The organism is Nostoc edaphicum CCNP1411 (assembly GCF_014023275.1).
Lineage (GTDB): Bacteria > Cyanobacteriota > Cyanobacteriia > Cyanobacteriales > Nostocaceae > Nostoc > Nostoc edaphicum_A.
In genome coordinates this window covers 34,927-54,022 of the sequence record NZ_CP054697.1, presented here as the reverse complement: position 1 = coordinate 54,022, position 19,096 = coordinate 34,927, and the positions used below count along the sequence as shown (strand labels likewise).

At 42.5% G+C, this 19,096-nt stretch carries 25 protein-coding genes; 9 read left to right on the top strand and 16 right to left on the bottom strand.

What is annotated here, in order from left to right; translation table 11 throughout:
• Nucleotides 1-145: 145 nt before the first annotated feature.
• Nucleotides 146-961, top strand: coding sequence for an SDR family oxidoreductase (locus HUN01_RS01795; protein ID WP_181927405.1), 816 nt, complete (start codon nucleotides 146-148; stop codon nucleotides 959-961).
• Here the strand turns inward: HUN01_RS01795 and HUN01_RS01790 are convergent.
• Both HUN01_RS01790 and HUN01_RS01785 read right to left on the bottom strand, forming a co-directional pair.
• Entirely contained in the window at nucleotides 948-1,211 is a 264-nt protein-coding gene (locus tag HUN01_RS01790; RefSeq protein ID WP_181927404.1) for a hypothetical protein, read from the bottom strand. The genes HUN01_RS01795 and HUN01_RS01790 overlap by 14 nt on opposite strands.
• Before the next feature lie 236 nt (nucleotides 1,212-1,447).
• A complete protein-coding gene (locus HUN01_RS01785) occupies nucleotides 1,448-1,996 on the bottom strand; it encodes a GNAT family N-acetyltransferase (protein WP_181927403.1) in 549 nt (182 codons plus the stop codon).
• A 130-nt stretch (nucleotides 1,997-2,126) separates the two neighbouring features.
• On the opposite strand from HUN01_RS01785, the gene HUN01_RS01780 reads away from it, so the two are divergent.
• The 3 genes from HUN01_RS01780 (at nucleotide 2,127) to HUN01_RS01770 (ending at nucleotide 7,341) form a co-directional block, all read left to right on the top strand.
• Nucleotides 2,127-2,327, top strand: coding sequence for a hypothetical protein (locus HUN01_RS01780; RefSeq protein ID WP_181927402.1), 201 nt, complete (start codon nucleotides 2,127-2,129; stop codon nucleotides 2,325-2,327).
• Between the two features lie 400 nt (nucleotides 2,328-2,727).
• Nucleotides 2,728-4,308 carry an IS1182 family transposase gene (locus HUN01_RS01775; protein WP_181927401.1) on the top strand — a complete coding sequence of 527 codons (1,581 nt, stop codon included), beginning with the start codon at nucleotides 2,728-2,730 and terminating at the stop codon, nucleotides 4,306-4,308.
• A gap of 264 nt (nucleotides 4,309-4,572) precedes the next feature.
• A complete protein-coding gene (locus HUN01_RS01770; protein ID WP_181927400.1) occupies nucleotides 4,573-7,341 on the top strand; it encodes a TIGR02921 family PEP-CTERM protein in 2,769 nt (922 codons plus the stop codon).
• A 24-nt stretch (nucleotides 7,342-7,365) separates the two neighbouring features.
• On the opposite strand, the gene HUN01_RS01765 is transcribed toward HUN01_RS01770, so the two are convergent.
• On the bottom strand, nucleotides 7,366-7,782 hold the full coding sequence (locus HUN01_RS01765; RefSeq protein WP_238845438.1) for a DNA cytosine methyltransferase: 417 nt from the start codon (nucleotides 7,780-7,782) through the stop codon (nucleotides 7,366-7,368).
• 97 nt (nucleotides 7,783-7,879) lie between these two features.
• On the opposite strand from HUN01_RS01765, the gene HUN01_RS01760 reads away from it, so the two are divergent.
• On the top strand, nucleotides 7,880-8,026 hold the full coding sequence (locus HUN01_RS01760; protein ID WP_181927399.1) for a hypothetical protein: 147 nt from the start codon (nucleotides 7,880-7,882) through the stop codon (nucleotides 8,024-8,026).
• Here the strand turns inward: HUN01_RS01760 and HUN01_RS01755 are convergent, their stop codons facing one another.
• From HUN01_RS01755 to HUN01_RS35130, 4 genes are all read right to left on the bottom strand, one after another.
• Nucleotides 8,027-8,419 carry an ASCH domain-containing protein gene (locus HUN01_RS01755; RefSeq protein ID WP_181927398.1) on the bottom strand — a complete coding sequence of 131 codons (393 nt, stop codon included), beginning with the start codon at nucleotides 8,417-8,419 and terminating at the stop codon, nucleotides 8,027-8,029.
• A gap of 5 nt (nucleotides 8,420-8,424) precedes the next feature.
• Nucleotides 8,425-9,816 carry a replicative DNA helicase gene (locus tag HUN01_RS01750; protein WP_181927397.1) on the bottom strand — a complete coding sequence of 464 codons (1,392 nt, stop codon included), beginning with the start codon at nucleotides 9,814-9,816 and terminating at the stop codon, nucleotides 8,425-8,427.
• 85 nt (nucleotides 9,817-9,901) lie between these two features.
• Nucleotides 9,902-10,384: a hypothetical protein gene (locus tag HUN01_RS35135; RefSeq protein WP_238845436.1), complete on the bottom strand. Its 483-nt coding sequence runs from the start codon at nucleotides 10,382-10,384 to the stop codon at nucleotides 9,902-9,904.
• Between the two features lie 97 nt (nucleotides 10,385-10,481).
• Nucleotides 10,482-10,643 carry a hypothetical protein gene (locus HUN01_RS35130; protein WP_238845434.1) on the bottom strand — a complete coding sequence of 54 codons (162 nt, stop codon included), beginning with the start codon at nucleotides 10,641-10,643 and terminating at the stop codon, nucleotides 10,482-10,484.
• Between the two features lie 102 nt (nucleotides 10,644-10,745).
• Between HUN01_RS35130 and HUN01_RS01740 the strand changes: the two genes are divergently transcribed.
• Nucleotides 10,746-11,138 (top strand): helix-turn-helix domain-containing protein, encoded by a 393-nt coding sequence (locus HUN01_RS01740; RefSeq protein ID WP_181927396.1) that lies wholly within the window; start codon nucleotides 10,746-10,748, stop codon nucleotides 11,136-11,138.
• Nucleotides 11,139-11,191: 53 nt separating this feature from the next.
• A complete protein-coding gene (locus HUN01_RS01735; protein ID WP_181927395.1) occupies nucleotides 11,192-11,692 on the top strand; it encodes a transposase in 501 nt (166 codons plus the stop codon).
• On the opposite strand, the gene HUN01_RS01730 is transcribed toward HUN01_RS01735, so the two are convergent.
• From HUN01_RS01730 to HUN01_RS35910, 9 genes are all read right to left on the bottom strand, one after another.
• The gene (locus HUN01_RS01730) at nucleotides 11,667-12,314 is read right to left on the bottom strand and encodes a helix-turn-helix domain-containing protein (protein ID WP_181927394.1); all 648 of its coding nucleotides are present in this window, start codon (nucleotides 12,312-12,314) and stop codon (nucleotides 11,667-11,669) included. The two genes, HUN01_RS01735 and HUN01_RS01730, sit on opposite strands and share 26 nt — an antisense overlap.
• A gap of 77 nt (nucleotides 12,315-12,391) precedes the next feature.
• Complete coding sequence (locus HUN01_RS35915) at nucleotides 12,392-12,523, bottom strand: hypothetical protein (RefSeq protein WP_257797970.1); 132 nt, start codon at nucleotides 12,521-12,523, stop codon at nucleotides 12,392-12,394.
• Nucleotides 12,524-12,560: 37 nt separating this feature from the next.
• Nucleotides 12,561-13,319 (bottom strand): DUF5131 family protein, encoded by a 759-nt coding sequence (locus HUN01_RS01725; protein ID WP_238845432.1) that lies wholly within the window; start codon nucleotides 13,317-13,319, stop codon nucleotides 12,561-12,563.
• A gap of 14 nt (nucleotides 13,320-13,333) precedes the next feature.
• Entirely contained in the window at nucleotides 13,334-14,038 is a 705-nt protein-coding gene (locus tag HUN01_RS01720; RefSeq protein ID WP_181927393.1) for a hypothetical protein, read from the bottom strand.
• Nucleotides 14,035-14,238 carry a hypothetical protein gene (locus HUN01_RS01715; RefSeq protein ID WP_181927392.1) on the bottom strand — a complete coding sequence of 68 codons (204 nt, stop codon included), beginning with the start codon at nucleotides 14,236-14,238 and terminating at the stop codon, nucleotides 14,035-14,037. The genes HUN01_RS01720 and HUN01_RS01715 overlap by 4 nt, the downstream gene beginning before the upstream one ends.
• Nucleotides 14,239-14,305: 67 nt before the next feature.
• Nucleotides 14,306-14,968 (bottom strand): hypothetical protein, encoded by a 663-nt coding sequence (locus HUN01_RS01710; RefSeq protein WP_181927391.1) that lies wholly within the window; start codon nucleotides 14,966-14,968, stop codon nucleotides 14,306-14,308.
• A 144-nt stretch (nucleotides 14,969-15,112) separates the two neighbouring features.
• Nucleotides 15,113-16,048, bottom strand: coding sequence for a hypothetical protein (locus HUN01_RS01705; protein ID WP_181927478.1), 936 nt, complete (start codon nucleotides 16,046-16,048; stop codon nucleotides 15,113-15,115).
• Nucleotides 16,049-16,341: 293 nt separating this feature from the next.
• Nucleotides 16,342-16,584 carry a hypothetical protein gene (locus tag HUN01_RS01700; RefSeq protein WP_181927390.1) on the bottom strand — a complete coding sequence of 81 codons (243 nt, stop codon included), beginning with the start codon at nucleotides 16,582-16,584 and terminating at the stop codon, nucleotides 16,342-16,344.
• Between the two features lie 459 nt (nucleotides 16,585-17,043).
• Entirely contained in the window at nucleotides 17,044-17,175 is a 132-nt protein-coding gene (locus HUN01_RS35910) for a hypothetical protein (protein ID WP_257797969.1), read from the bottom strand.
• Here HUN01_RS35910 and HUN01_RS01695 point away from each other — a divergent pair.
• On the top strand, nucleotides 17,166-17,963 hold the full coding sequence (locus HUN01_RS01695; RefSeq protein WP_181927389.1) for a hypothetical protein: 798 nt from the start codon (nucleotides 17,166-17,168) through the stop codon (nucleotides 17,961-17,963). The two genes, HUN01_RS35910 and HUN01_RS01695, sit on opposite strands and share 10 nt — an antisense overlap.
• Before the next feature lie 115 nt (nucleotides 17,964-18,078).
• Complete coding sequence (locus HUN01_RS01690) at nucleotides 18,079-19,056, top strand: DUF5895 domain-containing protein (protein ID WP_181927388.1); 978 nt, start codon at nucleotides 18,079-18,081, stop codon at nucleotides 19,054-19,056.
• The last annotated feature ends 40 nt before the right edge of the window (nucleotides 19,057-19,096 follow it).

Sequence of the window (19,096 nt, the reverse complement as noted above, 5' to 3'; positions counted from 1 at the left end):
ATTCCTGCTGTAAAAGAGACACAACACCCAAAATCCCCAATTTCAACCAATCCCCCAAATCCTCGTCTAGTTGTAAAGAAAAAAGCAAACTGACTGGTAATATAAAGCTCTACAATAGGCAATTTTTTGACTGGAAACATTGATTATGAGCTTTGCTAATAAAACTATTGTTCTCACAGGTGCATCAGCAGGAATTGGGCGAAAGCTGGCAATCTCGTTAGCCCAACAAGATGCAAATTTAGTCTTGGCGGCTCGTAATCAAGAAGAATTAGAACAGACACTGACTGCTTGTACAAATCATACACAGAAGGTGATTGCAGTACCTACAGACGTAACTCATGCCGTTGCTTGCCAGCAGTTGGTAGAGAGAGCGATTGGCGTGTTTGGGCAGATTGATATTTTGATCAACAATGCCGGAATTGGAATGCTGACGTGCTTTGATGAAGTCACAGATTTGTCCGTTTTTGAGCGGGTAATGCAGGTCAACTATTTAGGTGCAGTCTATTGTACTCATTATGCCCTACCCTACCTAAAAACTAGTCGAGGACTATTAGTGGCGATTTCTTCAATTTGTGGCAAAACAGGTGTACCGACTCGTACAGGTTACGTTGCCAGTAAACACGCCATGCAAGGCTTCTTTGATACATTACGGATAGAATTGCACTCAACAGGAGTAGATGTATTGGTTGTTTCACCAGGGTTTGTCGCCACAGATATTCGGCAACGAGCGTTGGGAGCAGATGGAAAACCATTAGGCAAAAGTCCGCGTGATGAAACGCAAGGCAATATGTCAGTAGATGAGTGTGTACATCAAATTATCTGGGCGATGGAGCGGCGTAAAAGAGAACACATCATGACGTTGAAAGGTAAAGTACTCCCTTGGGCAAAGCTAATTATGCCAGGATTGGTTGATCGTATAACTGCTGCGACTGTTCGCAAGCCAACTGCTACCCAGAAGTAACCAGAACTTTAGAAACTGCGTTGAGAGTATATGAATGATTTTCTGTAATTTGTAGTACTACACAGTAGAGCTTGATGCAGCTCTCTTCTTGCCCACTCTCCACTGAAAACAGCCCCCGCCCCCCACAGCGCACCACCAGAAAACCCTTTGCTTTCCAGTAGTCCCTCACTGCTTCGGGTTGCCATTGCCGGGGAACGAGGTTGTAGACTTGCACTGGAGTTCCAATCGGTACATCTGCAATAAACTCCACATTTTCCCACCTGGAGGAAGATAGTCGTAGCTTTTGATCCCACCAAGTAGTTCAAGAATGGTCAGGTGTTCGGTAGTAGATTTGACTCAGCCAAGGGTACTCTCATTGTGAGTACCCGATTTAACTGTAAGTTGTTCCGTTGTCAGGACGATGGTTTGGGCTGTTGCACCTTTAGCATTGTGGCATCTCGGCTCTATGTTAATCTATCTGGTTGTATTAGTTAGCCTACACTGCTCTCAATTTCGAGCTAGTACAAATTGCTCTAAGTCATGATGCTGCCCTTTCCAAAATCCATGCTGTTTCAGTACACCCCTACTTTGGAATCCTAATTTGAGTAATAGTTTTTTGGAAGCGATGTTATTCAACATTACTTCAGCAGTAACAAATTGCAAGCCACACTTAGAAAACCCGAATTGCAGAATAGCTTGTAATGCCTCTGTCATAAACCCTTGCCTCCAATAAGCACTGGCAAGCTCATAACCTATATCAGCACTCATTGCTTGTGTGTCCCATGTAAAACCACAGGAACCAATTAAGGTGTTGTCTTGCACAGGCGCAATTCCCCATCGGATTCCACGCCCGATTTCAAATCTTTTTGTCCGGTGCTCAATAACACCAAATGCCTCTTCAAGTTTCGTGAAGGTATCAAGGTCATGAAATTGAGTCACTTTTGGGTCAGAAAACACTGTAAAAACAGCAGGAGCATCTTCTGGGGTTTCTTGACGCAAAAACAGACGCTCTGTCTCTAACCTTGGAAAAGAGGTCAATGAGACATTTTTGTTCATTTGAAATTTCGCCTTCTTTGTTTTAGCTTTAAAGATATTACCTTACTAACATTTATAACTATTCTCAGCATCCTCAACCGTCAAATTTCTTTGCTCAGTTGGGGTTGAAAAAGGTTAAAAAGATAACATAATGGGAAGTGCTAAAAGCTACGATAATTTTGCGCGTCTGCGATTGCATTGCACTCTTATATACCCTGCCATAGCTATTGCCTCCGAAACTACCCAAGCAACAACCGCCCTCCACAGCCTACGATCGCTCCTTGGGATAATGGTGGATTTATGTTGGTTTGACCAAATTTTGACAACCATTGGTTGTCACGCACTCAGCTAAGGGTGTTGCATTGGGCTTGGTTGATTCCGTCTAATCCTTGTATAGTGCAGCTTGAAAAGTTCTTCGCTCTTTTTGCGTAAATTACAAAACTGGAACTGAAGAGTATTACATAGCGAACGAATTATATGTAAAGCAGGGGGCAATAGTTAAAACTCCCATATTTTTTTTGTAAGCACTGCTCTGGACTCCTTGCCCAAGGGCAGTTTTTCATGAGTAATAGCGAACACCTACATTTCAACTTGTCTATTTTTGTATGTTCGGCAGCCTTATTTGATATTTCGCCCCATACCAAAAATCTTAACGCTACCTAGAGAGGCAGTCCAGTAGAAGATATTGACAAAAGGTACAGTTTTTGCGGAGGCTAACTTGTAGGTGAACGCGATATCAGGAGTGCATAGCTATGCGTCCCCCCGTTTGGAATCCTCCCATCGAACTATCAGCAAGCGAACAAAAAATCGCTCAACGCATCCGGAAAGCCAAGCTGTTCTTATTTTTGAGGCAAGTACGTCATGAGTTATTTGACCTAGAATTTCAACAAAAACTAGCAAAAGTATTTAAAGACAGTAGTGTTGGCTTATGCCCAGTAGCGCCAGCACAAATAGCACTTGCCATCATACTACAAGCTTACACAGGAGTAAGTGATGACGAAGCTATAGAAGCAATGGTGATGGACAGAAGGTGGCAATTAGTTTTAGATTGCGTCGATAGCGAACAAGCGCCTTTTGGTAAGGGCACACTGGTTCGGTTTCGTGCAGCTTTAATCGCATGTTCAGGCGACCGAATGTTAATAGAAAAAACAATTGAAATGGCTCAAATGCGTCAGGGTTATAGTTCTCGCACGTTGAGAGCAGCACTTGATTCAAGTCCTTTATGGGGAGCTGCACGGGTAGAAGACACCTACAATCTTTTAGGTCACGCACTGCGAAAAGCTTTAAATGTTATTGCCCGTGACCAAAAGCAGGAACTATCAACTATTGCATCCCTTGCAGGAGCAGATATAGTTGCAGGAAGTAGTTTGAAAGCGGCTCTAGATTTAGACTGGGACAACCCACAACAAAAAGTAGAAGCATTAACAACGATACTACAAACCCTTAATAGTGTTGAATCTTGGGTAAAAGAGCAAACAGATATTGATGCAAAAGTGGTAAATCAAGCCAAACAGAGCATTGAGGATGCACGAATAATCGAAGCACAGGATACTGAGGAGGAATCAAATGGTTCCCCAAAGCTCCGTAAGGGTGTAGCGCCGAATCGTCGTATTTCAATTGAAGATAAGGATATGCGTCATGGGCGTAAAAGCCGTAACCAACGTTTTAATGGCTACAAGCGCCATGTTCTTAAAGATTTGGATTTAGGCATGGTACGAGCAGTTGGAGTCACTTGTGCAAACCAACCAGAAGCAGAAGTGACCCAAGCGATTGAAATTGATTTAAAAAATCAAAAAGTAAAGTTAAAACAATTACAAATTGACCGTGCGTATTTAACCAGTCATTTGGTTAAGGAACGTGACTCGGACTTAACGATTGTCTGCAAATCATGGCGAGTGCAAAACGGTAAACTCTTTGATAAAACATCATTTATCTTAGATTGGGAGAATGCTAAAATTCTTTGCCCCAATGGAATAAGCTTACCTTTTGTGCAAGGGCAAGTAATCCATTTTCCCAAGTCAGAATGTAATATTTGTCCTCTGCATTCACAATGCACTAACAGTAAAAATGGTCGTAGCGTTTCGATTCATGCCGACGAATTATTATTAAAAGAATTAAAAGAGCGTCAAAACACAGCCCAAGGGAGAGCGCAGCTCCGTGAACGTGTTTCGGTTGAACATTGTTTGGCTAAAATTGGTCAATGGCAAGGTGACGAGGCTCGTTACATTGGTCTACGCAAGAATCTTTTTGATTTAAGACGTATTGCTGTTGTTCATAATCTTCATGTTTTGGCTCAAATGCCACTTATGAATCTAATCGAAATATCTGCATAATTATTTTTATTTGTCAATAACTTCTACTGGACTGCCTCTCTAGCTCACCGGACATTTTTCTTCCTTACAAAGATGTGCGTTTAGCTATTGCCGGCTCTAATGAATATATACATGGCTGGTGGATTCCAGCACCATTACCAAAAGAGCTAGAAGTCCCTAAACAAATTGTTACAAAAGCCAGTGTTAAGGGAAAACTTAAAATAAGGAACTATTTTCAATGCTGGGGTATGGGTGCATGAACGTTAATTTTAGAGGAGTAAAGCTGTGAAATTATTTTGGAATACAAGTTTTTATGGAATTTTTTGGATCTGGAATCTGACATTTTTAATGTTAGTTTACATAGGGATATTGCCATACGTAGGCGTACCATTATTTCAGGCAACCTTAACAGGTGATATCCCATCTGAATTTTCTTTGACTCTAGTTACTTTAATTGCCATCCCCACAATTTCCAGTATTATCGGTGGTTGGAGATTTACCAAACAACCTTTACAACTAATTCGCCTATTTTATGGTATAGAAGCACCACTGTTTTTATTGTGTTTGTTGCGGTTATTTGTGATCCGAGAACTGACATCAGCCAGCAGCCAAATTCTGATAACAATGGGCGTATGTATAGCTGCTTTTACTGGAGAGTTATTTTGGGGTTATGCTGACCGACGTAAAAGTGGTTTGCAATGGGCACAAATGTTAGCCCATACATTAATGCTAGTATTTGGAATTTATGCGGGTGCGGTGTTGTTATTTTACGCCTTGCCTTTAGCAGTATTTCTGTTGCAAGAATTCCTCAAATTTGCATGGCTAAAACTATTATGGGATGTACTATATCACTCAGCTTTTGTGGGAGGGTTATTTATAATAATTCCTTGGCTGGCTATTGTTAGTTTCAGTGCCACATTGTTTATTGCAATGCCATCGGCGTTAACAGCAATGTATGTACATTCAGGAGCAAAAATTTTAAGAGCCTTTGCTTCAGAACATGGTAAGAATAAAACATTTGCTGGTGCTGGTGCAGTTATTGTGGCGTTTGCAGTTACTTTTGTATCTTTACAACAACAACCCCAAGTATTAGCTTTTTCACTCTTAGCTAATGCACCTACAAATGATAGCGATCGCCAAACGCTCGTAGCCAAATCAGAACAAATTCGTACAGGATTAGTTAATGCTTATTTATCTTCTTACCGCTACCTTAGCAGCAAGCAAGAAAATAACCATATCAGTGCTATGTATCATCATTTATTAGGCTTAGATAAATCGGCCACTGATGGATTGCAAGCAACTTATAACTTTCTGATGTCACCATTTTTATATAATGGTTCTGACAAAGATACCGCCAAGGCAGAGAAACTTTACGCCGATTTTTTTGATACACCTCTACAAAAAGCAGAAAAAACAGCAGTTAGTCACGCAGTACAATCTACTTTTAATGAACAAGAAGTTAAAGCAGGTTTATTAAATATCAACGAAAAAAAAGTTTTATTAGTATCACAAGAAGTCACAGTTAAAGAACATGGTGATTGGGCTGATGTGGAATTATACGAAATTTATAAAAACCAAACACAAGAAGTTCAGGAAGTTTTTTACTCCTTTTCTTTGCCAGAAAGCGCTGTAATTACTGGCTTATGGTTGGGAGATACTAATAAATTAGACCAACGTTTCCCTTTTGTTGTCTCTCCTCGCGGTGCTGCCCAGAAAGTTTATAATTCTCAAGTTAGACGTTCACGCCCTATAGATCCGGCTTTGTTGGAACAAGTAGGGCCGAGACATTATCGCTTACGGGCTTTTCCTATTCCTCCAAAGAATGTACAACAAATACAAGGGCAACCACCACTCCCCACAGAAATGCACCTATGGTTAACTTACAAAGTGCTGGGACAAGACTTGGGTTGGGAAATGCCCGATTTAGGGGAAAGACGTAATATTTTCTGGACTAATCAAACCAAGCGTATCCGCAACGGCAAAGAAATCGGTTTGAAAGACGATGCTTGGTTAGAAAAATTCATAAGAGCAAGTGGAAAAGTTCAACCTGTATTACATGAAGTAAATTTAGAGTCTGGCTACAAAATATTAGCTAAACCCTTATCTAGTCAAGATTACACCTTACCCAAAGTCCAGCGAGTTGCTGTAGTTCTCGATACTTCTCGCAGCATGGGGGAACATATTAAAGAATTGCTGCAAACATTATCATGGTTGAAACAACACAGCTTTGCAGATAATGATTTGACAAACAACGATGCAGATTTATATCTCAGTGTTTCTCCAGGTGCTGCACCCAAACGCTTAGATAATCTCCAGCAATTCCAACCGGAAAAAGTCGCCTTTTACGGTACAATTCAACCCCAAGAAATGCTGACACAGTTTAACAATTTGCGTGGAGATACAGCTTATGATGTCGTTTTGTTGTTGACTGATGAAGGCAGTTATGAATTATCGAAGAACAATAAAACCGTCCCTAATACGCCTGCGCCTTTGTGGATGCTACATCTAGGTGGATTACCTGGGGCTTATAATGATGGCATGATTAAATTATTACAAGATAGTGGTGGTGGAGTTGCTGTTAATATTTCTGAGGTGCTACAACGAATTGCTACTAAATCAGTTTTAGGCAACTCTGTTGTGAGTGTTGTTAATGGTTATGCTTGGTATTTGCAAACATTAGACACAGCAATTGCAAGTAGCAACCAACAAGATGATTTCTTGCCATTAGCAGCCAGACAATTAATTTTAGGGTTGAGTAAAAAAGTTACGTTAGACAACCTCAAAGGTTTAGATGCGATTCACGGCGTAGCCAAAAAGTATAAGATTGTCAGCCCTTATTCTTCGATGTTGGTATTAGTCAACGATGAACAAAGACGGTTACTCAAAGAAGCAGAAGCCCAAAGCGATCGCTTTGACCGTAAAGTTGAGAACGGGAAGGAAAATCTCTCTAAACCCGTTAATCCTTTGAAAGTTAGTGTACCTGAAGCATCAGGGGGATGGTTTTTAGGTGTGAGTGCGATCGCTTTATTCATTCTTGTGAAGCGTCGGCGTTAATTACAGCATATTGGATAAGATTAGTCATACTTCGTCTCCTTCCAAAATAATTTGTGCCGACATGAATAACTGCGCGGCAAAACTGGGTGGTACAGAGTAACCAATGATTGACCCCGCCGTAGCAGTCTCTTTTGGGAACTCATACCAGGACGGAAATCCTTGCAAAATGGCTGCACCTTGGATAGACAAAGACTTGACCGTACCATCCGGCAACCAGATATCAGCGAACTTACTACGGTTGCAGCCTTTGTGATCGGTGAAGTGCGTAGGCGCAGCCCGCCGCAGGCATCGCAAGATAGTGTTGCAAGGTAAATGTCCGGGTTTGTACTTCAGTCCGTTGCGTCCTCCAACTCTCTCTAGTAGCAGTGGTGTTGGTTCGTTAGCCATCAGAAATTGTTCTACCGCTTGCCGTTGTTTGAGGAGTAGTTGAGAGTCAGGCATCGTAAGGATGAGATGCGCGATACCTTCGGCACACTTCGTGAACTGTTGCAGTGTCCGAATCAGGGGGACATGTCTGGGTCACGTTGGCCTATAACTCGTGGGTAAAAAACTATTGAGCCATCAAGTAGCTTTTTCTTGTCGAGATACGGATAGAGGCATCCTTGGCTATGCAGTTGTGAGCTTTCAAGGTCGTCCTCTAAGAATTTTTCGGGTATTGCAGATAACTCAGCTATTACTGATTTAGTCATGCAGCCACCTCCATGACCAAATCATCTGGCACTTCAAAAATTCCCAACCGCCCAATGTAAGGAATCGGTATAATCTCGCGTGGATTCTCCAGCTTCCAATGGTATTGCTCAGGCATCCCCCAACCAGACGCAACTTGTGAAAACTTGCAATCTACTATTGTGACAATGCCAATGACTTGACCGCGACGTAGAGATATTAGTTCTGGGATTACTATCCCCATCCCTTGGCAAAATTCTCTCGCTAGCTGATACTCTTTCTTGGTACAGGTTTTTGCTGCGTGAATCAGAATGTCGCCGCGATAGTGAATAGGCCAGCCACGGTTTTCAATATTTTTAAGAGCATAAATAATTGCCCATGCCCAAGGCTGACGAACGGATAGCGCTTTCATCTGTTTTAATAATTGGATTTAGCTAAATTTTTAAACTGTCCAAATCTTTCATCAAACAAGAGATTAACAGTCGTTTCACTACTAAACCGACTTTTCAAAACTGAGACTTCAAAAATGCCTTTTTGGGTAGTCTGTTTATCGTAGTAATCTTCTCGATACAAACCCAACATCACAGCAGCCTCCTGTTCAAATCCTCCCGATTCCCGAAAATCCGCTTTAGTTGGACGCTTTTCGGAACGTGAATCAACTTCTCTTTTTAACTGCGCTAAACCCAAGACAGCGCAATTGAATTGTTTAGCGATCGCCCTGAGTTGTTTCAAGATGGAGTCGATTTCTTGTACACGATTTTCGCCACGTTCACGGCGCATTGGTTCAATCAACTGCACATAGTCCACAATCACCAAACTGACTGATCCGCAACGAGCTTGTATATCTTGCAAATCACCCTTGATTTGTGAGGTGGTGATTACGGGGTTGTCATTCAACCAAAATGGTAGCGCCATCCCCTCAGCACAAGCTTGAGCCAAAGGATTCCAGTGAGATTCCCGAAGTGCATTGCGTTTAAAAAGTAGGTCAGCAGGAACATTGGGCGCTGCCAACCTTGCGAGGGTCTTTTTGACCATTTGTGAGGCAGACATCTCTAAAGCGAAATAAGCGGTTGTTAAGCCGCTAGCAGCAGCCCGAATGCCAATATCTAATGCCCAGGTGGACTTGCCGATTCCGCCGCGACCTCCAACAACAGTCAAAGCACCGAAGGGCATCCCGCCAATTACGGAATCCAAATCATAAAATCCAGTTGGGACATTCACCTCAATCGCATCTTCACCGTTGTTGGCCAATTCAATCTCGGCATAAACGTCAGGGATGATGTCAGCCATTAATTTCATTTGACAAGGCATAGTTAATTGGCGCAACTCTAAAAGTTTTTGTTGTCCCATTTCGATGACTGAAGTAGCAGTCATTTCAGTCAAGGGGGCATCCATCGCTGTACGCGCCATTTGTAAAGCCGTTTGGATTACCGCTCTCAATTGCGCTTTTTCTCGAATTAACTCTGCTAAGGCATCGATGTTAACTGCTGACACGCAAGAGTTAAGCAAGGACGCAAGTTTATTTCTCCCGCCGACATTATGCAACAGTCCATGAGATTCTAGCCAACTGGTGACAAACAATAAATCCGTTGGCTGCTGAGACTGGTGCAATCTGACTGCGGCTTGGTAAATGTTCTTGTGCGAACCAACGTAAAAATCTTCTGGTTGCAAAATCTTAATCACACGAGCGATCGCTTCCGGGTCAAACAAAATGCCACCGAGTACTACTTCTTCAGCTTCTATCGCCTGGGGTGGTAAGTGGTTAGGCATTGAAACTACGTTATCTGGGGCAAAATCTGGTGAAAACATCACTTTTTCTCCTGCTATGCTATTTTTTTTGTAAATCGAATCAGAAGTCAGAATTAACAAGAAATTTCTTGTTTGAAGCGATGATTCATCCCGCAGCTGCACAAGCTTCAATTCTGAATCCTGACTCCTTGCTCCTGAATTCTGTTTTGGTAAATCTCCGCGCTTGTCTAATTTCGGGTAGTACTGCCCTCAACTCATTAGGGGCAGCATGAGCCGTTTGTATGGCTTGTTGTTGGGCAAGGCGTTGAGTTTCGGCACTTTGAGCTTGCTGGTAACGCTGCATTAGGTTCGTCCATCCACCCTTGGTTTTCTCCCAGGTGTTCATGACTGCGATCGCATGATCTACTTCCTGTCGTGCGGAGCGTTTCGATTTAGTGGCTAATTCTTGTGCCAGGAAGTCCACGACTATGGGGTTGAAGTTCTGGTACAAGTTATTCAGCTTTCGCTCTCCATTGCGCCAAGGTAAAACCCAGCACTTCCACTTGATTGTTTCTCTGACAAGCAGTGGTAAAGAATCATCACTCATCGCAGTCGGGTCTGTTAGCCAGGCATCAATCAGTTCTTTCACGTTCCGGGCTGTCTTGTAGGGACAGATTAGTTGCAGCTTATTCGATTGTTCGGATTTGTCGAACGACCCCCCCGCAATAGTTGATCCTCTTGAGGGATTATCGGTTTGTTGCGAAGACTCGGAATTTTTTTAACAACGAAGTGGGTTGTTGTGGGGTTGGTTCTTCTGGGGTTGGTTTTTCTAAACTTGGTTTTTCTGAAATTGGTTCTTCAAGTTCAATTTCTTCCGTTGTTAAATCAAGTTCTTCTTTTTCACACACACTCTCTTGGGTGGGGGGCGCGGGTGGCGAAGCCAGGGGCGCGTCCTTACAGCACTTGCGTCTGTTATGAGGTACAATAAATTAAAATATAAATACCTCTAAATGAAGTCATACTCTGTCGATCTTCGAGAAAAAATAGTTGCAGCACATCTTCAAAAAAATATCTCAATCAGAAAAGTAGCTAACATATTTTCCGTCTCAAAAAGTTTAGTTCAAAAGCTTGTAAAACAACAAAAACTTGAAGGAAATTTACAATCCAAGCCGCGAGGAAAGCCACAATTTAGTCATCTAACAAATGCTGACATAGAGTTGAGAGAATTAGTTGAATCATATCCAGATGCAACATTGATAGAGTTGTGTGAATTATTTGCAGACAAGACTGGTAATTGGGTAGGTCAAAGTGCAATGTGTCGGGCGTTACAGAAATTAGGATTAAATCGTAAAAAAAAACGAAGCGGAGTACCCAAGCTCTTACTGAGAGAGTCCTGCATTTAAGATTAGATTATTGGGAAAAGGTCAAAAATATAGAGCCAGAAAATTTAGTATTTTTGGATGAAACTGGTGTCCTACTTGGGTTAGCGAGGACTCATGCCCGTTCACAAATGGGAACAAGAGCTTACTCTCTTAACCCCTTCTATAGAGGCTCAAAAGTTACAGTAATTGGAGCAATTAGTCTTAAAAAAGTAGTTGCATTAATGACAATGAATGGTTCAATGGATGGCATTGCATTTGAATTATTTATTGAGAAGTTTTTAGTACCACATTTATGGTCAGGAGCAGTAGTGGTGATGGATAATTTATCCGCACATAAACTAGATTCAATTGTGCCAATGATTGAAGCTGTAGGTGCGAAAGTTATTTGTTTATCCTCATACTCCCCCGATTTTAATCCAATTGAATTATGGTGGTCACAACTTAAATCTTTTTTACGCAATTTTGCTCCAACTACAACAGAAATGGTTGATAAACTAATCTCAGTTGCACTCGACTTAATAAATCCTCAACATTTAAGAAACTGGTTTGCTAGTTGCTGCTACTGTACCTCATAACAGCCGTAGGTGCTGTAAGTGGATGGACTTCAATTGGATAATCTTTAGTTGGATATACTTTGGGTGTCCCCCCAGCACTACCCTGGTGTTCCCCCATCACTACCCCTAGTGTTCCCCCATCACTACCCTGGTGTTCCCCCATCACTACCCCTAGTGTTCCCCCATCACCACCCTGGTGTTCCCCCAACACTACCCCTAGTGTTCCCCCGCTACTGGTCTTCGCTTTCCCTCTAGTCAAACTAGATTGTTTAGTTGCTTCGGTAAACCAATCGTCAATATCTGTGAGTCTGTATTGATTTGATGATGGCGAACCGTCTAACTTTTTTTTTGTGGCTTTAGTAATCAGATTCCAACAAACAAGCTCATCGACTGCTGCCATCGCTTTTCGCCGTAAAGTTTCAGTCGGTGAGTTCGGGAAAGAACCACGGAAACAAGCTTCACCTATAGATTTATAGGAAGGGAAGGCGTTATTATCACAACCGGCACGGCGGCACAGGTGGCAGTAAACCCGAAATGCCTCCATTGTTAGTGGTAAATCATCCAACTTACTATCGATGTATATATGGCGTTTCTTTCTGCCGTCGCTGAAGCTATCGCTCTGTATTTTTGATGTTACACTCATATACAACCACCATTTGTCAAAATTTATAGTTGATCCTTTCCCCCACACTGCGCTAAAAGTGGGGGATTTTGCTTGATTCACGTACCAAACGGAAATTCTTGTAATTGCAGTTGAAGGGGAAACTCTTTGATTTCGCCACCCTTACGATCGCGGGTTTTAAATCGCTGTCCCCCAAATATTGCATTAGCCCCCAACTGCTTCACAAACACAGGTGTTTGGGATTGTAGGCATTGTTGGACAATAGACTCAATCCATTCGATGTGGCATGGTCTGGAATTTGGGTCCAGACTCACCCCCTACAACAATCCATTGGATATCTTCATTTACTAATTCCCATTCGTAGGAATCACTGATTAATTTTTGAATTGCACCTCCTTGCCTCAAATCGATTTCTTCAAGCAGTGGCTCACAAGATAAAAACCGAACAGAACAGGGAATTTGCAAGAGAATTGGAATGCGTTCGTTCGCCATCTGTTGATTCTCAGTGGAGGTTCCTAACCACACATTTGGTAAGGGGAATGGTTGGTCAATAAAATATTGTTGAAGATTAATTAATTCTCCAAATTTCTCACTAACAGCGTCCCAAAGATTTTCCTTGGCTGCTTCATACCACTTGCCCCATAGTGATTGTTGACTAAAGTACTCCTTCATTCTTTCTGGTCGCTTAGTCAAGATTTGAAAAGTGTGCTGAGGTGAAAGAGCAACAACAGCCATTACTTGATGAATCCATTCATCAGGGACATTGGCGTGAAACAAATCAGCCATTGAGCATACAAAAATTCTTTTCGGCTTTTTCCAAGACAATGGTTTAATAAGTTGAGATTTGACAAATTCAACTGTGCCATCCCAATTACTAACAGTTTGATACTGGGGGAATTGTTGAAGTCGTGGGGATTTGGCAGCTTTCGCTGCATAGCATCGCGCACAGCCAGGACTTCCAGAAACCCGTGAACAGCCAACAATTACATTCCAGGTTTCGTCACACCATTGTATATTTGTAGACATAATTACCTCTTTAATCAATAGTTTGTACTAACTTCACCACACGCTATCGCCCGAACAATTTCTTCTGCCCGTTCTTGTGAAATAGCCTGTTCTGGGTTCTTGTAAAATCCAGCGATTTGAGACTTGGGACGAATAATAATTTGCTGCCCTATTGCACGTTTGTCCCATACAAAGCACGAGATGGTAATGTTGTCTGTTGCCCAACGAGTACCCCGTTTGTCTTTCCGAAAACAGAAGCGCGGCATGATGATTACAAGTGACGGCGGGTGCTGTTGTAAGAAATCAGCCCGGTCATCACAGGGTTCAAGAAAGCTGGTTAATAGGAATGCGGCAACACCCACACGCGCTTTCTGGCAGGCATTTTTGATAATTGGTGCAGCAAAATCCGAATATGGTGGATTAGTGCAGATCCAATCGCAATCGGGAAAGTTAGCCCATGATTGGGATAGTGTTGCATTCAGATGGTAATCAGCCGCTTTATGTGGATCAATATCGTTCGTCCACATTTGCTTGGTGTAGGGCCACGCTCTGAGTAAAGAAGCGATCGCGCCGTGTCCGACACAAGGCTCACCAATGACACCAGATAAGGGAACATGGCGCAGTAGTTCAGTTGTGAACCAAGATGGAGACTCGTAAAAGTTCAGTGGATGCCTACCAACAGCTTCTCCTGTAGATTTAGGAGAGTATGGTTGTGGTGTTAGCAGTTGTGCAACAGTCATAAATTCTCTCCGGCTTGTTTGACAACTTGAGCGCTGATTGATTCAAAATCCACTTGAAAAATGTTCATCTCAGTCAGCATCTCGCCATTGTTATAGCGGTCTACAATATGCTGCCTAATGCCTGATTCTGAAAGCCCATCGGGAATATTGATGTGAGCTTCACTAATAATTTTTTCGGTGACTCTAACAATGACTCTCATGTTGGTTATGCCAAATATGAAAAAGTGTTTAACGTGGTGATTGCTACTTGTTTAATAGCGATCGCTTTTATCTCCAAGGCGTAAAATTATTCCATTGAAACCAGCTTGAGCCAGAATCAGAGTATGCAGTGGTGCGGTGGATTGCTTCAGGATTACCCCAGCAACAGCAAGCGTTGATAGCAAACATGGGTTTGTCCTGGAATGTTCCATCTGGTAAAAGAATCTGGTAAACCTCATCTTCTGCCCAAAGTTCTAGCCATTCCCGGCTGATGTATTCGGTGTAAAACTGACTCCATCGACATAAAAACCAGCGCGATTCTGTTTCGCGGTTGTAACGCCACAGCTTAAACACCATGTTCCAGTGCGCGAGGAAGTCGAGCGCCACCGGCTTGGACTGCATCAAAATTTCCTTATCACCAGGAACGAGCATCAACTCCTCACACAGTCGGGGAAGCTCCACATTCACGCCGCCATACTCAACGGTGTACCACTCAATTCCACTAATGCCTTGGCTTACTTGTTCTGCCCAAATTGCTTGTCGTTTATCGGCTGTATCTTGCGCTCTCTTTCGGAACATATCGAAACGCAATACTGTTTCTACAGGGGATAATTCGCTTTTCGCTACGCGCTGTTGTAGTGCCATGTCACAAGCTCCTTCCCAACCGATTACGTTGATTTGGTCGATCTGTTGGGCTAGTGCTGCTGCTCTTGGGTCTTGAAATCGTGTCATTAACCTATCCTTATTTATTACTTATTCTTTGCTTAACCAATAGGCTTTAAAACTCTTCGTGTAATCCAAAAATTCTTACAGGTAATGGTTGCGTAGCCAGTAGTAAAAAAATTCAGGGAACTGATAACTAAAAACTGATGGCTACTAAACTGATACTTTTTCCTTCTTACTAGCGAAAGCCCCCGCCTGCCTTAACGCTGCTCCAGGACTGGGATGAGCAAAGAACTCTTCTACAGCTTTGGTCAACCCAGCCGCAACAGCCGGATCGTGACAAGCGTAGACATAGATGGGCTGTTGTACACCGTTAACCAATCGCGTTTCTTGGCGATCGCCTAACTGAGGGTAGAATGTTCTCACCCATGTGCCCAAGTGTCCGCGATAGTGAGCGCCGCTCAGGGGTACTTTCTTTCCAAGTTCGCTCTCTGCAAAGTTGACCACGCCAAGCCAGCGTTCTTCTGTGGCGGTTAAGGACTGTCTGTTGTAGTCAGCTATCAGATTGGCGGCGAAGTCTTTGCAATTCTGTTCCATGTATGGGTTGAGTCTGCCACCGGTGAGTTCGGCTAAAGTTTTCATTGCTTTGACAAAAGTATCTAGCCGTTGTTCAACTGGGGGGAGGGCTGGTATATGATTTTGCTTTTGAGATGCAATTGTGTTGGGTATTGCTGCAACGATTTCAATCAGTATCGTTCGGATCTGTGCGGCCACCTCCGATTGTTGTAGTAACATCGCAATCCTGAGAGCGCCTAAAGGACTAAAAACTCTCGCTTTTGGTGTTCTGGGACTTAGACAGAATGTCTGTCTAACATCCCTAAGTACTTGTCCTGCAAGGGTTTCAGTTTCTTGGAGGTTAAATTCTTCTTGATTGCTTCTGTACAATTCTTTAATCGCTGATTCACTCACCTCGAAGTATTCTGCAATCTGTGCAGTGGTGGCCCAACCACTACCATTCCAGACAGCGAAAATTATTGCTTTAGCCTTGGAGAGAATAGATAAAGCTTTGTCGCTCTCAAAATTTGTTAAAGCTGAAGTCCTCAGTGTTCTTGACTCCAGCAACACGGACTGATTTAAAGGTAGATTCATGTTGGCTCCTTGAAGAGACAGAGGAAATGATTTTTTTATTAACTGGCTTGAGTTACCCAAGGGAATCGGCTCGGTGAGGGGCTTCAAAAAAGATAAATTCTTTCTCTGACCAATCCAAATGAAGAGTAAAACGAGCGCCTGTTAGCTCCCAATTGAAAAATTCTGTTTAATAGCCATTATTTACAACACGTTTTTACTTAAATATACTTATCTTTGTGTACTTCTAGGTAAAATTAAATACGTTATAAATGTAATTTACATTGGTTTGAGATAGTTTTTCCTCACCCAATGGCTCAAATTTCATCAGAATTTATACCCTTAGTTGTGTCCCCTCCTCTGGTTTCGCCAATTAATTGAGCGTCTGGAGGAATAAAGCCTCGCTCTTTACCTAGCCGAAAAAAATGAGTTTCGATGTATCTATTCACACTAGTATTTTCTTCCCTAGCTAATTTAGCCAAAGTTTCTACCACTAACTCATCAATTCGGAAGGAAACAGGCTTTCTTTTTCTGGACATAAACAGCAGCAAGACTTGCATTGACACCTCCTTATATTACATTTGCTGTGCTTTTCATTGCGTTATACAGTTAAAGGTAATGCAAAGCTATAGCATACTGCAATGCTTTTGCTATACAGATATCTTATGCTGAATAGCAAGAACGTAGAATAAACCTGATAGCAAAAGTATTGCAAAAGCAATGCAATTGGTTTATATTTATTTCAAGGGCAAGGAAAGCGAACCGCCTGCACCCAAACGCAAAAAGGGTTCACAAGTCTAACCAGTCACAGATTTGATCAACACAAAACATAGATTTGAGAAACAAGAACCTCCCGTCGTATAGCACAAGGTACGCCAGGTAAAGTCGGCTGGGGGAGATACTCAAAATCACTCAATAAATCCACTTATCCTGCAATTAGGGCAACCACTTAATACCTTCTCTAGAGCCTTGTGCCGTGAATTCTTGCTAGAAAATAACTGAAATTCAGAAACATGAGGCTACGCCGAATCTTTTTGAGAGCGTTGCGGTAAACCACAACGTTGTTCACGCAAAACAAAAGGCGATCGCCGTCCCTGGAAAGTCTGCGATCGCTTTTTTACCCATTTAAGAGGTATTTCTAATGATGACACAAAGTTTAGCCCCTACGCCAACAAAAGATCCGCTAACCACACGCGATCGCCAAATCATTGCAACCATCGTCAATCAGTCGGACTACTCAAAAGAGTGCAAGCCCGAAGATGTAGTAACTATCTGGATCAACAGTGATGATATCGTGTGGGTAAAAATGATCCACGGCTATGCTCGTTACCACAAACAATCCTTCAAACGGGCTGTTGCAGAGGTAAAAGCGAGTCTTTCTGCTCCAGTAAAGTGCAATCACAAAGAAGAAAAGGAATTAAAACAAGCTTCTGAGAAAATTGGCTTGTTAGGTGATTGTGACTGGTTATCGTTGAGCGTCCAATACCATTCTGATAAAGTAATCGGTCATGCTGGTTGTTATATCTCTCACAAGGCTCGAATATTAACCCCACCATCTGAATGGGACTTCACCCTGCCGAAGTGGAATATGTCTGCTGCCATCTGTCCAGACTGCGAAGGACATGGGTGCGGTAACTGTGGGTATCGCGGGACTCGTGCAGAAGACTTGTGCGAACCAGTGGACGGCTACCGACTGACTTATGTAGGGCGCACTGACCTCCAGACGGCTCACAATGTATATCTAGATGGTGAGTTTTTGGGCATACTCTTCAAGGTCAGAAACGCTGAGGAAGTCTGGGAAAACGACCCCAAGACATACTACTGGCGCTGTGGCGATGGAGTACGGTACTGGAGTGTAAAAGAGGCTGTAGAAGCACTGTCCAGGGTAACTGCTCCGATTGAACTGCCGCAAGTTCGTCGGGAGTTGGTAGCGGCATAAGTGAAATGGTGGAAGAAAATTCTCTTCCACCACTATTTTAAAACAGTGCCACCGAGAATTAGAGCTTCGCTTAGTTTTTGTGAAAACTAACATTAAAGAAAGGCAAGCAGCTACTATGACAGCTTTTGACTTTGATTCTGCTGAACATAAAGCCTACGAAAAGACCCCAGCAGCCAAAAGTATTCCTTCACCCGCAGGCATTTGGATTGCTTACGAAAATCAACAATTAGCAGGATGGTACGAAAATAAAGAACTAGTTGGTGGGAAAGAGTATAAAGTTCTTACTAACAAGTTGGACGAAAACGATGAAAAGATAGGCATTCCTGGCGCTCTTTATAGACAACCACGAATACTTGTGATTGGGCGATCGCCTCTGCTATACGGAAACGATAGAAAGGTGATTGGAGTTTGGCGTAGCAGTGATGGTTTGGACAAGAACGCCTACAAATTCGGTAGGCGGTATATGGTGATTTTCGTCGATGCCCAAAATCTACCTCTTCATATCGCACCAGTACAAATAACTGCTTGGGGAGTGTTTCAAGTTTCGTTTGATCAACAACTAATGGCATTCCGTGAAACCTGCGAACAAGCTTATGCAAGTTTTCAAGGCAAACATCACCAACCGAAGAATTTACTTTGGCATTCGATGTGGGTATTTTGTCCCACATTGACAACAGAGAAACGTGAGAAAGGGGGGCAAACTTCCAATGCCTGTGTATGTAGTGGATACGAAAAGCCAACTGCGCCAGACTGGGAAAGTTATTGTATTGGCAAGAAACCAATAGCTCAAGAAATTGCCCTTGTGCATAATTCCATCTGCGATTGGTGGAAAAAAGGATTGCCTAACAATAACTTACCAAAGCATACGTCTCATGCACTTGATCGCAATCAATTGATGATGGAGTCGCAACGATTGATTGAAGCTTTAGGTTGGAAAGAGGAAAAGGGCAAACAGTTTCTCATAGACAATTATGGTAAAAAAGGAAGGCAGTCACTAACTAACGAAGAATTTGCTAACTTCGTCAACAAATTGCAGTCTATGCAAGCAAATTATGATGATGAAGTTGGTTACTGGGAGGATGTGCCTTCTTAATAAACAAATACTTATTGAGGTGATTGCAGCAATTGCGTTC